11 protein-coding genes are annotated in these 12,389 nt (G+C 60.1%); 4 read left to right on the top strand and 7 right to left on the bottom strand.

Annotated features, from left to right (window positions below):
- Window positions 1–105 precede the first annotated feature (105 nt).
- On the bottom strand, window positions 106–1,323 hold the full coding sequence (locus GSQ77_RS00995) for a porin (protein ID WP_158898124.1): 1,218 nt from the start codon (window positions 1,321–1,323) through the stop codon (window positions 106–108).
- 516 nt (window positions 1,324–1,839) lie between these two features.
- Here GSQ77_RS00995 and ugpB point away from each other — a divergent pair.
- Genes ugpB through GSQ77_RS01015 form a run of 4 tightly spaced genes read left to right on the top strand, consistent with a single transcriptional unit; the run spans window position 1,840 to window position 6,045 of the window.
- The gene (ugpB, locus tag GSQ77_RS01000) at window positions 1,840–3,165 is read left to right on the top strand and encodes a sn-glycerol-3-phosphate ABC transporter substrate-binding protein UgpB (RefSeq protein ID WP_158898126.1); all 1,326 of its coding nucleotides are present in this window, start codon (window positions 1,840–1,842) and stop codon (window positions 3,163–3,165) included.
- A gap of 29 nt (window positions 3,166–3,194) precedes the next feature.
- The gene (gene ugpA, locus GSQ77_RS01005) at window positions 3,195–4,079 is read left to right on the top strand and encodes a sn-glycerol-3-phosphate ABC transporter permease UgpA (RefSeq protein WP_158898128.1); all 885 of its coding nucleotides are present in this window, start codon (window positions 3,195–3,197) and stop codon (window positions 4,077–4,079) included.
- Window positions 4,076–4,921, top strand: a complete 846-nt coding sequence (ugpE, locus tag GSQ77_RS01010) for a sn-glycerol-3-phosphate ABC transporter permease UgpE (RefSeq protein ID WP_158898130.1) — start codon at window positions 4,076–4,078, stop codon at window positions 4,919–4,921. The genes ugpA and ugpE overlap by 4 nt, the downstream gene beginning before the upstream one ends.
- 41 nt (window positions 4,922–4,962) lie before the next feature.
- Window positions 4,963–6,045 carry a sn-glycerol-3-phosphate import ATP-binding protein UgpC gene (locus tag GSQ77_RS01015; RefSeq protein WP_158898132.1) on the top strand — a complete coding sequence of 361 codons (1,083 nt, stop codon included), beginning with the start codon at window positions 4,963–4,965 and terminating at the stop codon, window positions 6,043–6,045.
- A 22-nt stretch (window positions 6,046–6,067) separates the two neighbouring features.
- On the opposite strand, the gene GSQ77_RS01020 is transcribed toward GSQ77_RS01015, so the two are convergent.
- The 6 genes from GSQ77_RS01020 to GSQ77_RS01045 all read right to left on the bottom strand — a co-directional run bounded on the left by GSQ77_RS01020 (window position 6,068) and on the right by GSQ77_RS01045 (window position 12,255).
- On the bottom strand, window positions 6,068–6,541 hold the full coding sequence (locus GSQ77_RS01020) for a hypothetical protein (RefSeq protein WP_158898134.1): 474 nt from the start codon (window positions 6,539–6,541) through the stop codon (window positions 6,068–6,070).
- A 118-nt stretch (window positions 6,542–6,659) separates the two neighbouring features.
- A complete protein-coding gene (locus GSQ77_RS01025) occupies window positions 6,660–7,487 on the bottom strand; it encodes an ABC transporter permease (RefSeq protein WP_158898136.1) in 828 nt (275 codons plus the stop codon).
- 46 nt (window positions 7,488–7,533) lie between these two features.
- Window positions 7,534–8,787 carry an ABC transporter permease gene (locus tag GSQ77_RS01030; protein ID WP_158898138.1) on the bottom strand — a complete coding sequence of 418 codons (1,254 nt, stop codon included), beginning with the start codon at window positions 8,785–8,787 and terminating at the stop codon, window positions 7,534–7,536.
- A gap of 42 nt (window positions 8,788–8,829) precedes the next feature.
- Complete coding sequence (locus GSQ77_RS01035; protein ID WP_158898140.1) at window positions 8,830–9,876, bottom strand: ABC transporter substrate-binding protein; 1,047 nt, start codon at window positions 9,874–9,876, stop codon at window positions 8,830–8,832.
- A gap of 1 nt (window position 9,877) precedes the next feature.
- Window positions 9,878–11,059 (bottom strand): ABC transporter ATP-binding protein, encoded by a 1,182-nt coding sequence (locus tag GSQ77_RS01040; protein WP_158898142.1) that lies wholly within the window; start codon window positions 11,057–11,059, stop codon window positions 9,878–9,880.
- Between the two features lie 32 nt (window positions 11,060–11,091).
- Window positions 11,092–12,255, bottom strand: coding sequence for an SRPBCC family protein (locus tag GSQ77_RS01045; RefSeq protein ID WP_158898144.1), 1,164 nt, complete (start codon window positions 12,253–12,255; stop codon window positions 11,092–11,094).
- Between the last annotated feature and the right edge of the window lie 134 nt (window positions 12,256–12,389).

The following is a 12,389-nucleotide window of genomic DNA, read 5'->3' on the forward strand; positions in this document are numbered from 1 at the left end:
ACTCAGCCCACACGACCTAGCCGCCACTTCTATTCACTCTAGGGGATGGGGACTCATAATGCCCCCGTCTTCATACTTCTAAGCGCGTTTCAAACGAGGTCGGGCTTAAAACTTGTGACGCAAGGCCAACCGAACCAGCGCCTGACGGCTGTTCGACGAATCACCGATGTTACCGATGTCCGCCACTGCAGCGCCACCCGTCGAGCTGGTACCCGCAGCCTTCTGGAACGAAGCCTCCGCATACACGTCGGTGCGTTTGGACAAGAAGTAATCGGCCATCACAGCGATCTGGTTGAAATGCTGGTTGCCGATGCTCACGCCTGCAGCGTTACGCACGCTATTGCCCTTGGTGTAGTTATACGCAGCGCCTGCAAAGAAGGCCGGCGTGAATCTCCACTTGAACGCGATTTCCGCATCGTTGAAGATTGCCGTCGCGCCTGCCAGTGCAGTGATCGAAGCGTACTGCACGTTCGAATACGACACGCCGAACAACGCCGGTCCGATTGCATATGTACCGCCTGCAGCCACCACCTGATACGAACTGGCGGTGAGGTAGCCGGTATTCAGCGCGCCGCTCAGTGCGTTCGAGCCGCTCACGTTGTCGGTGAAAAAGCCGCTGCTGGCGCTGCTGGTAGTACCCGGCGTTGCCGTGGTGAACGGGCCTGTAGGATTTTTAAAGTAATCGTAAGCCACGCCCAAGGCAAACGGACCATTGTTGTAAGCCGCACCCGCCGAATAACCGCCGCTGCCGGTCACGTTGCCAGCCTGGCCACCCAAGCTCAGAACGGCGCCAAACGTCAAGCCGTTGAAATTCGGGCTCGCATACTTGATCGCATTGTTGACGCGAATCGAGTTGTTCGTGTTATCCAGGTCGCCCGGATGTTCGAACGCCGTGCTGCCGAAGTATCCCAGCGCCGTCACCGGCTGAACGTAATCGTTCACCAGATCGTACTGACGACCCAGCAACAAGGAACCGTATTGCGTGCTGCGCAAGCCGACGAACGCCTGGCGGCCGAACGGCGTGCTGCCTTGACCGAAGGCGCCGGTGTTCAGGTTCAGGCCCGATTCGAGGGTGAACACGGCCGACAGGCCGCCGCCCAGATCTTCAGCGCCTTTCAAACCCCAGCGGCTGCCGTTGATGCCATTGGTCGAATCCAACGTAACCTGACGTCCACCGACATTGACGCCGTTCACGGTGTTCTTGGCATTGCTATTGAACTGAACCGCTTCATCGATGATGCCATATAAGGTCACGGTGCTTTGTGCGTGTGCGGTGATCGAAAATACGCTTGCGAGAGCGCTCACCAAAATAATCTTCTTCATTCTTATAACCCCGAAATTGTCGCGAATAGGTTGAATTGATTTAAAAAATGTCGTGCCCGCTTGAACAGCGCGAGCTTGAAAGAATCCGCCAAACCGCATGGGACAGGTTCCCGACGGGGTCAGAGTGTATAAAATCGATTTACCGAAATTGATGTCAACTTGAAAATTGTCAGACAAAGTGTTATCAATGCAACACGCATAAAATTGTCATGATTAGGAGGGGACGAAGTGACCAAAAAAAGAAAAATGCGGATGCCTATCTTTAAACAGAGATCAGGACAACCGCTTAATTCCGGCAATCATATCGACAGAATTAGTCAACTGAATTCGTAGACTGACTTCTCGATGTGCAAAGACACCGGTCTGTAATAAACGGCCGGTAATCTCTGCATTCCTTCCGATCTGGATCCAATTTTTGGGTGCAGGCAAGCGTCATCTACGGCATCCGGCGCAGTGCGATAGCCGTGGGCGGTGCGTCGGACCACAGACACAGAATTCAATGACAGGGGTAGTCAGATGTTGAAGAGCAGACTTTTGCGTTCGATCGCAATGGGAGCGGCGTTATTATTGGGCGCGTCTCACGCGGCCCTGGCCGCCACGGAAATCCAGTTTTGGCATGCAATGGAAGCGGCGCTCGGCGACCGCGTCAACGACATCGCGAACGATTTCAACGCGTCGCAAACCGACTACAAGATTGTCCCGGTCTTCAAGGGAACTTACGACCAGACGCTAGCCGCCGGCATCGCGGCCTATCGCGGCGGCAACGCGCCGGCCATCTTGCAGGTGTACGAAGTGGGTACCGCCACCATGATCGCCGCTAAGAAAGCCGTGATCCCGGTTTCGCAGGTGTTCCAGCAGGCCGGCGTCAAGCTCGATGAAAATGCATTCGTGCCGACCATCGCCAGCTATTACAGCGATTCGAAGACCGGCAAGCTGATATCGATGCCGTTCAACAGCTCCACGCCCGTGCTGTACTACAACAAGGACGCGTTCAAGAAGGCCGGGCTGGATCCGAATACGCCCCCCCAGACCTGGGACGAACTGGCTGCCGACGCAGCCAAGCTGAAGGCCTCGGGCATGTCGTGCGGTTACTCCAGCGGTTGGCAGGGTTGGATTCAGCTTGAGAACTACAGTGCTTGGCACGGCCTGCCGTTTGCCACGCGCAACAACGGCTTCGACGGCGCCGATGCCGTGCTTGAATTCAACAAGCCGCTGCAAATCGCCCATATCCAGTTCCTGGCCAACATGGCCAAGCAGGGCACGTTCACCTACGTCGGTCGCAAAGACGAACCGAACTCGAAGTTCTACAGCGGCGACTGCGGCATTATCACCGGTTCGTCGGGTGCGCTTGCCACGATCCGCAAGTATGCGAAATTCTCGTTCGGTACCGGCTTCATGCCCTATGACGCCACTGTGCCGGGCGCGCCGCAAAACGCCATCATTGGTGGTGCGAGCTTGTGGGTGATCGCGGGCAAGGATCCGAACGTCTATCGTGGCGTGGCCAAATTCCTCGCTTACCTGACCTCGCCGGCTGTGGCCGCCAAGTGGCATCAGGACACCGGCTACCTGCCGGTGACGAAGGCCGCCTACGACCTGACCCGCCAGCAAGGTTTCTACGATAAGAATCCGGGCTCGGATACGGCAATCCGCCAAATGTTGAACAAGCCGCCGTTACCTTTCACCAAAGGTTTGCGCCTGGGTAACATGCCGCAGATTCGCACCGTGATCGACGAAGAACTCGAGGAAGTGTGGTCCGGCCAGAAGACGCCCAAGGTTGCGCTCGATGAATCGGTGCAGCGCGGCAATGAATTGCTGCGCCGTTTCCAAAGCCAGGGCAACTGAGTGCACCTTAAACTCGGACGCGGCTAATCATGCAAGAACGCTCCCGTTTCGGCGTCAGCTTCCTGCCCTACCTGTTGGTTGCTCCGCAACTGGCGATCACGGCCGTATTTTTCCTATGGCCGGCGGGCGAGGCGTTGTGGCAGTCGACCCAGACGCAGGATGCGTTCGGCACGTCCAGCGAATTCGTCGGCTTGGGTAACTTCAAGCAGTTGTTTACCGACCCGCTGTATCTGAGCTCGTTCAACACGACCATGGTGTTCAGCGCCCTGGTCGTGGTGATCGGCTTGGTTACGTCGCTGTTTTTTGCGGCGTTGGCCGACCGGGTCACGCGGGGGCGCGGTATCTACCAAACGCTGCTGATCTGGCCATATGCGGTGGCGCCCGTGATCGCGGCGGTGCTGTGGGGCTTTCTGTTCAATCCGAGCATAGGCCTGGCGACCTACGCGCTCGCCAAATTCGGTATTTCCTGGAACCACGCGCTCAACAGCGGTCAGGCGATGTTCCTGATCGTGCTGGCGTCGGTGTGGAAGCAGTTCAGCTACAACTTCCTGTTTTTCTTCGCCGGATTGCAGGCCATTCCGCGTTCGTTGATCGAAGCCGCAGCGATCGACGGCGCCGGCCCGGTACGGCGGTTTCTCAATATCGCGCTGCCCTTGTTGTCGCCGACCAGTTTTTTCCTGATGGTCATCAACTTGGTCTACGCGTTTTTCGACACGTTCCCGATCATCGATGCGGCGACAGGCGGCGGTCCCGGCCAGTCGACGCGCACGCTGATCTACAAAATTTATGACGACGGATTCAAAGGCCTGGATATCGGCAGTTCCGGAGCACAGTCGGTGGTGCTGATGTCCATTGTCGTCGTACTCACTGTGCTGCAATTTCGCTTCATCGAACGCCGGGTGCAGTACTCATGATAGAAAATCGGCGCGGTCTTGATATCTTTTGCCACGCGATGCTGATCGCTGGCGTGTTGCTGGTGGTGTTCCCGGTATACGTGGCGTTTTGCGCCGCGACGATGAATGAGCATGAAGTTTTCTCCGTGCCCTTGTCGCTGGTACCGAGCACTCATTTGTTCGAAAACATCGCCAACGTTTGGCAGCACGGCACCGGCTCGGCTGCCAGCCCGTTCGGCGTGATGTTGTTGAACAGCTTGGTGATGGCACTCGTGATCGCGATCGGAAAAATCGCGGTGTCGATGATTTCGGCCTATGCCATCGTGTTCTTTCGTTTCCCATGCCGGCAACTGGCGTTCTGGCTCATTTTCGCCACCTTGATGCTGCCGGTCGAAGTGCGGATTTTCCCCACGGTGCAAGTGGTGTCGTCGCTGCACATGGTCAACAGCTATACGGGGCTGACCTTGCCGTTGATCGCTTCGGCCACGGCCACGTTCCTGTTTCGCCAGACATTCCTGAGCATGCCCGACGAACTGATCGAGGCTGCGCGCATCGATGGCGCGGGACCGGTGCGTTTCTTCATCGACATCGTGTTGCCGCTGTCGAAGACCAATATCGCCGCGCTGTTCGTGATTACCTTCATCTACGGCTGGAACCAATATTTGTGGCCGCTGTTGATCACCAACGTCGCGCCCATGACGACCGCTGTGGTGGGCATCAAGAGCATGATCGGCAGTGGCGACGTCGCTACTGAATGGCACTTGATGCTCAGCGCCACGCTGCTGACGATGCTGCCGCCGCTGGTGGTGGTGCTGGTCATGCAGCGCTGGTTTGTCCGAGGGCTGGTCGATGCCGAAAAATGAACCTGCAGGTTTGAATGCGCCGCTAGTGGTGTGGGGATACGATGGCTAAGCTGTCACTGAAGAACGTCCGAAAATCCTACGATGGCAAGCACACGGTGCTGCACGGCATCGATATCGATATCGCCGACGGCGAATTCGTCGTGCTGGTGGGCCCGTCGGGGTGCGGAAAATCGACGCTGCTCAGAATGGTAGCGGGGCTCGAAAGCGTAACGTCCGGCGAAATCGCGATTGGCGATCGTGTCGTGAATACGCTGGAGCCGAAGGACCGCGATATCGCGATGGTGTTCCAGAACTACGCGCTTTATCCGCACATGTCGGTGGAACAGAACATGGCTTACGGACTGAAGATCCGTGGCCTGGACCGAGCGACTGTCGATCAGCGGGTGGCTGCCGCGGCGAAAATTCTCGAGCTCGACGCGCTGTTGCAGCGTCGTCCGCGCGAGCTGTCGGGCGGCCAACGGCAACGCGTGGCAATGGGCCGGGCGATCGTGCGCGAGCCCGCCGTATTTCTGTTCGACGAACCGTTGTCCAACCTGGACGCGAAGCTGCGGGTACACACCCGGCTCGAAATTCAGCGCCTGCACGCAAGGCTGGGCACCACCAGTCTGTACGTAACCCATGATCAAACTGAAGCGATGACGTTGGCGCAGCGCGTTGTCGTGATGTACCAGGGGCGTGCCGAGCAGATTGGCGTGCCCACAGACGTTTATGAGCGTCCGGCTAGCACCTTCGTGGCAAGTTTTATCGGGTCGCCGGCCATGAATCTGCTGCCGGGGCGTGTTTCGCACGATCTGACTCGCTTCGAGCTAACGGACGGCGTGAGCTTGCCGATCGAAGGCGCGCCAGGCCTGGGGGAAAGCGTGCTGGCCGGGCGCGAATATATCCTTGGGGTACGTCCCGAACACATGATGCCGCATGAAGGTTCTGCGCGGACCTCGTTGCAGGTCGATACTTGCGAGCTGCTCGGGGCCGACAACCTGGCCTATGGACGGTGGGGCGGTCACGATGTGGTCGCTCGCCTGCCGCACGAATATCGTCCCGCGCGCGGCGACACGATAGAACTGGGGCTGCCTCGACAACGGCTGCATTTCTTTGATGTGGAAGGCGGAAAGCGGGTCTGCTAGCGGCGCTGGTCAGCCGAGCGCGCTACCGTCCTGGTAATTTCTGCGCGATCGCCAATTGAACGACACGTGCCCAGCGCTGCGCTTCGCGCTGGCTATCCATGGGTAGCACCCACTGCGGATGCGTGCGGTCATTGACCGTGATGGTCACGCTCCAGCCCTGATTGGCTTGCTGCACGCTGGCGCCGGTCAGGTCGGCAAATATGTAATTGCCGGTGACCGCGTTCAAGGTCACCATCATCAGCCTCTGCGGGGCGGAAAACCGCAAGCTCCCCCAGCTATGCTCAAGCACGTGAGTCCAGGTGCCCGAGCTTGCGTTCGGTGCGACATCGCGATGACGTCGCAGCAGCCAGACCACCAGCACCGCCAGCAGTAGAGCGACCACGGCGGCCGCGCCGAGCGCGACAGCGATCCCGAACTGTGCATCGAGCGCATTGAATGCGCGGACTGCGCCGTAGATTACGGCGCACACCACAATAAGGGCTATCAGGATCGGCATGGTCGGTCAGCGAGTGGTTGCGGGGCTTGGCTGCTCAAAAGTGAGTTCTCGGTCTTGCCGCATTCGCGGCGTTCGTTTGGGTAACCCGTGAAGGGCGCCCCCAGGGGCCCTCGATGGATCAGGTAAGAGCGTTGCTGGCGGCGGCCGTGCGGCCGCGCAGCCAGTTAATGCTCGCGAAGAGCAGCACTGCGAACACGATCAGCATCGTCGCCACGGCAAGAATCGACGGGTCGATCGAATCGCGAATGCCGCTCCACATCTGCCGCGGTACGGTTGTTTGATCTGGGCCGCCGATAAATAGAATGACGATCACTTCGTCGAACGAGGTCGCGAAAGCGAAGACGCTGCCGGTCGCGACCGCGGGCGTGATGAGCGGCAAGGTCACGCGCCTGAATGCCACCCAGGGCGGCGCGCCGAGCCCGGAAGCGGCACGCAATAGACTGTTATCAAACGAAATCAGTGACGCCGTCACGGTGATCACGACGAATGGCGTGCCGAGCGCCGCGTGCGCCAGCACCACGCCGGTATATGAGTTCACAAGGCCAAGCGGCGCGAAGACCAGATAGAAGCCCGCCGCAACGACGACGATCGGCACGATCATCGGAGAGATGATGAGCGGCATGATCAGTGAGCGCAGCGGAAACTGGGTGCGCGCGAGCCCCAGCGCAGCGAGCGTGCCCAGACACGTGGCGATCAGCGTCGCAGCCGCGCCGATGCCCATGCTGTTCAGTAGTGCCCGTTGCCAGTCCGCGCTCGTGAGCGCCTGCTCGTACCAGCGCAGCGAGAAGCCCTGCATCGGGTACGAGAAGTACGAGCCCGAATTGAACGAGAGCGGGATGATCGCGAGAATCGGCGCAATCAGGAAGAACAGCACGAGCGCGGTATGCAGCCGTACCCAGCGTTGCGCAATGCGTTCCGTCAGCACCTTGTTGCGTTGAACTGGCATGTCGTTCCTTCGATGTGCGCGTTTTTAATTGACACTCAACCCAGACTCAACCGAAGCGCAAGCGGTCGATGCCGACCAGGCGGTTGAACAGGAAATAAACGATCGCCGTAAAGATCACGAGATAGGCCGAGAGCGCGCCGGCGAGGCCCCAGTTGAGCTGCGTGTTGGTCTGCATCGCGATGAGCTGACTGATCATCTCGTCGCCTGCGCCCCCGAGCAGCGCAGGTGTGATGTAGTAGCCCAGCGCGAGCACGAATACAAGGAAGCAGCCCGCGCCGACGCCCGGCAGCGTCTGCGGCACGTAGATCCGCACGAACGCGGTGAACGGATGCGCCCCGAGCGATTGCGCGGCCCGCACGTACACCGGCGACACGCCCTTCATCACCGAGTAGATCGCGAGAATCATATAAGGCAGGAGCACGTGTGTCATGCCGATCAGCACGCCCGCGCGGTTGAAGATGAGTGGCAGCGGATGCGTGGCGAGACCCAGGCCCATCAGCAGGCTATTGATGACGCCGCCGGGTTGCAGCAACACGTACCACGCGGTCGTGCGCACTAGTAGCGAGGTCCAGAACGGCACGATCACAAGGAGCATCAGGCGGTTGCTGCTTTTCGCGGGCAAGTTCGCGAGCAGCCACGCGACGGGATAACCGAGCACGAGACATAGCAGCGTGACGGTGGCGCTGATTGAGACCGTGCGCACGAACGCCTGTCGATAGACGGAAGCGTTGTCCGGGACGAACGCGACCGCGCCTTGCGGCGTCACTTGCGCATCGACTGCGGCGAGCAGATAGTCCGGCGTCGGCGACGCGGCGGCGCGCTTGAGCAACCGCCAGGTCTCCGGCGAATCCCAGCGCTCATCGAGTCCGATGAGCGCCGGTTTCCACGCGGGCGGCGCATCGGCGGGCAGTTGGCGCGCGCTGCGCATCAGCAAGCTACGAAACTCGGGTTGAGCGAAGTTCAGCCGCCGCGCCACGATGCCGAGCTGTCCGCTTTGCTGCGCCTGTTTGAGCCCCGCAGCGAGCAGGGCGAACATGTGTTCGTCCGGCACGCCGCGACCGTCCCACGCATCGAGCGCGCGCGTGAGCGCGGGCATGCTGTCGGGCACTTCGTGATTCTCGACGCTGCGCGCGAGCAACAGCATGATCGGCGCAATGAACGTCGACAGCAGAAACACGAGCAACGGCAGCGCAAGCAACAGCGCTTGCATCGATGCGCGGCGGCGCGCCTTTTGAAACGACGCACGGCCGTCGGCTCTCGTCGGAGAGCCTGGGGCCGTGCCTTGGGCGGAAGCGAGCATGCTGGTAGTCAAGTCAAGTTAGGCGCTCGTCAGACGATGGAGTTACTGCGTCAGCCACACCTGGAAGCGCTTGTTGATCTGGTCCGAGTTGTCGGCCCAAAAATTCGCGTTGATCTGCAATGCGCGGCCGAAGTTCGCGGGAGCGGTTGGCAGGTCGCCGAGGCGCTGCTTGTCGATGAGCGCAATCGCGTCCTTGCGCGGCGGCGCATACGCGATGTACTTCGACAAGTCGGCATACTGCTTCGGCTGCGAAGCGAAGACGATGAATTTCGCGGCAGCGTCGGCGTGCTTCGCGCCCGTCGGAATGCCCCACCAGTCGAAGTCGTAGACTTGCGCGTCCCAGACGCTCTTGAATGGCTTGTTGTCCTTCTTCGCGGCATCGGAAATGCGGCCGTTGTAGGCCTGCGTCATCACGACCGCGCCGTCTGCGAGTAACTGCGGCGCCTGCGCACCCGCCTCCCACCACACGATGTTCGGCTTGATCGTGTCGAGCTTCTTGAACGCGCGATCCACGCCGGCGGGCGTAGCGAGCACCTTGTAGACGTCCTTCGGATCGACGCCGTCCGCAATCAACGCCCATTCCATCGTGACCTTCGGCGACTTGCGCAGGCCGCGCTTGCCTGGGAATTTCTGCAGATCGAAGAAGTCGTTGACGGTGGTCGGGGTGCCCTTCAGCTTGCTCGCGTCGTACGCGTAGACCGTGGACCAGACCATGCTCGCGACCGCGCAATCGCTGATCGTGCCGGGTATGAAGTCGCTGGTCTTGCCGATCGTCTTCCTGTCGAACTTCATCAGGAGGCCTTCGTCGCAGGCGGTGATCGCATCGTTGGTTTCGAGGTCGATCAGGTCCCACGTGGTGTTCTTCGCCTGCTCCATCGCGGAGAGCTTCGCGAGGCCGCCGTCATACGATTCGGTGGAGAAGCCGATTCCCGTGGCCTGTGTGAACGGTTCGAAATAGGCCTTTTTGGCTGCGGCTTCATACGCGCCGCCGAAAGTCACGACGGAGAGCGTCTCCGCGGCCTGGGTAGTCACGGTGGCGAATGCGAATACGGCGAGTACAACGCATTGTGCTTGGATGAAAGTGCGCATGTCAGTTGGCTCCTGCTGGTGAGGTCGTGAGAATGGAAGGTGACGGCGGTGTGGATACGTGAATCGCAGGCGCGCTTCGCGGCGCACTCATCGCGAGAATCTTGCAGTCGTCGTGGCGCCATGCGATCTCGATCGCGCTGCCGGGCGAAGGCAGCGCATGGCGCTGCGTGTTGGGCACTTTCACGACGATCGAATCGTGCGAGCCGAGCGTCAGGTGCACACGATGATGATCGCCGCAATACACCAGTTCCTCGACGCGCGCACGCACCAGGTTGTTGTGTTCGTCGGCGTGTGTGCCCTCCGCGCTCGCGATATGCGCGCGTTCGGGGCGCAAAGCGAGCATCGCTTCGTCGCCTGCGCGCAGCCCATTTTCGCAGCGGCCGCGAATAACGCTGCCGTCCGAGAGCGCGAGCGTCGCCCAGCCTTCTCCCGCATTGACGACGCGCCCAGTCAACCCGTTGTTCTCGCCGACGAAGTTAGCGACGAACGCGTTCTGCGCGTTCTCATAGAGTTCGCTCGGTATGGCGGCCTGCTGGATACGGCCATCGGAGAACACGGCGACGCGGTCCGACATCGTCAGCGCTTCGGCCTGATCGTGCGTCACATAGACGATCGTGAGCGACAGCTCCCGATGCAGGCGCATGATTTCGTATTTCATGGTCTCGCGCAGGCGCTTGTCGAGCGCACCGAGCGGCTCATCCATCAGCACGACGCTAGGCTCGAACACGAGCGCGCGTGCGAGTGCCACGCGCTGCTGCTGTCCGCCGGAGAGCTGTGCGGGACGCCGGTTGGCCAGATGCCGCAGTTCGATCATCTCGAGCGCGCGCTTCACACGCGCCTTCTGCTCGGCGCGGCTCACGTGCCGCACGGAGAGCGGAAACGCGACGTTCTCCGCAATCGTCAGATGCGGAAAGAGCGCGTAGTTCTGAAACACCATGCCGATGTCGCGTTGATGCGGCGGCTTATCGTCGAGCCGACGGCCATCGAGGCGAATCTCGCCCTGGGTGGGCGATTCGAATCCCGCGAGCATCATGAGCGTGGTCGTCTTGCCCGAGCCCGACGGGCCTAGCAGCGACAGAAATTCTCCCTTGCGCACGTCGAGATTCAAGTCTTCGACAACGTATTGGACGCCGTCATACGATTTGCTCACGCGCGAGAACGAAATGAAGGAAGGGTCTGACATCGTGATCGCGTCCTGTCGATGGTGCGTCGTAATCAATGTGTGTCGAGCTTCGTCGCGACGATTTTGCTAGCGACGTAGCGGGCGAAGTCATAGTTGGGGCGTTCGAGATGGCTCAGGTGGCCGGGCTTCGCAAGCGGCGCGTGCACGCCACGAAAGACGGCTTGCACGCCGCGTCTATCTTCCGCATTCACCTCATCGAGCAGTTTCTTCAACGTGGTCATGTGCGCGTTGGCCTCGGGGTCCGTGATGAACTCCGGCGCAAGCCCGCCGCCGAAGCGGATATGCACGCGCCCCACGCCTTGAGGTTGCAGCACCAAATACCAGAAGTAACCCGGCGTGAGCGTAACAAGATGCGTCGGGTAGATCGCGAGCAGCGCCGTGGTCTTGCGCCAATGCCCCGTGAGACGCGTGTTGTCCGGATGTGCATTGCCGATGGGCAAGGATGCTTCTTTCGTGATCCAGTGATAGTTGAAGGCGGGATAGCCCGGCGGGCATTCCATGTCTTGGAGCCGCGAATGCGGTCCTACCGTCGCGCGATGCAGCACCGGCAGGTGATAGCTTTCCATGAAGTTTTCCGCGAGGATCTTCCAGTTCGTGTCCCACACATGCTCTTCATGGAAGGTTTCGATGTAGTCCGACATACCGTATTGGCCGATGAGCTCGCTCAAACTGGCAAGTTGCGTATGCACGGGCGGCGCGTTTTCGTCGAGCGTCACGTAGAGCCAGCCTTGCCATTCTTCGCACCGCACGGCGGGCAGTTTGTAGCTTTCCTTGCAGAAGCTCTGTTGCCGGTCCATGAGCGGCGCGCCTTGCAGCGCGCCGTCCAGCGAATAGTTCCAGGCGTGATAGGGGCAGACGATGCGACGCACATTGCCGCGTCCTTCGAGCAGTACCGACATCCGATGCAGGCACACGTTCGACATGGCCTTGAGCTGCATCTGTTCGTCGCGCAAGACGACAATGGGTTGCGCTCCTATGCGCGCCGTCAAGTAATCGCCGGGCGCCTTGAGCGTGCTGGCGCGACCGACGCATTGCCATTCCCGCTCGAAGATAGTGTGCTCTTCCAGCGAGAGGAATTCAGGCGACGTGTAGACACCGGGCGGCATTGCATGCGCATCGCTGAATGGCCGTTCGCAACCCGTGCGCAGCGTGTCGATAAGCGCTTGCACTGCGATCGTCCTTGCCGGGTTAACCATGGTGTCCCCCTTGATTCATCACAGTATGAGCGCGCCCTTCGCAGCGTGGCGCTCAATATGAACATTAATCTACCAAGCCAAATTCCAAGTCAAAATATTGTTTTTGGATACAAAGCAAAGCTTTTACCTATGCA

The sequence above is a fragment of the Burkholderia sp. L27(2015) genome, assembly GCF_009765705.1.
Lineage (GTDB): Bacteria > Pseudomonadota > Gammaproteobacteria > Burkholderiales > Burkholderiaceae > LMUX01.

Bases quoted from the DNA above. Each gene is read 5' to 3' on its own strand.
- GSQ77_RS00995 (WP_158898124.1), bottom strand. From the start codon at position 1,323: ATGAAGAAGATTATTTTGGTGAGCGCTCTCGCAAGCGTATTTTCGATC.
- ugpB (WP_158898126.1), top strand. From the start codon at position 1,840: ATGTTGAAGAGCAGACTTTTGCGTTCGATCGCAATGGGAGCGGCGTTA.
- ugpA (WP_158898128.1), top strand. From the start codon at position 3,195: ATGCAAGAACGCTCCCGTTTCGGCGTCAGCTTCCTGCCCTACCTGTTG.
- ugpE (WP_158898130.1), top strand. From the start codon at position 4,076: ATGATAGAAAATCGGCGCGGTCTTGATATCTTTTGCCACGCGATGCTG.
- GSQ77_RS01015 (WP_158898132.1), top strand. From the start codon at position 4,963: ATGGCTAAGCTGTCACTGAAGAACGTCCGAAAATCCTACGATGGCAAG.
- GSQ77_RS01020 (WP_158898134.1), bottom strand. From the start codon at position 6,541: ATGCCGATCCTGATAGCCCTTATTGTGGTGTGCGCCGTAATCTACGGC.
- GSQ77_RS01025 (WP_158898136.1), bottom strand. From the start codon at position 7,487: ATGCCAGTTCAACGCAACAAGGTGCTGACGGAACGCATTGCGCAACGC.
- GSQ77_RS01030 (WP_158898138.1), bottom strand. From the start codon at position 8,787: ATGCTCGCTTCCGCCCAAGGCACGGCCCCAGGCTCTCCGACGAGAGCC.
- GSQ77_RS01035 (WP_158898140.1), bottom strand. From the start codon at position 9,876: ATGCGCACTTTCATCCAAGCACAATGCGTTGTACTCGCCGTATTCGCA.
- GSQ77_RS01040 (WP_158898142.1), bottom strand. From the start codon at position 11,059: ATGTCAGACCCTTCCTTCATTTCGTTCTCGCGCGTGAGCAAATCGTAT.
- GSQ77_RS01045 (WP_158898144.1), bottom strand. From the start codon at position 12,255: ATGGTTAACCCGGCAAGGACGATCGCAGTGCAAGCGCTTATCGACACG.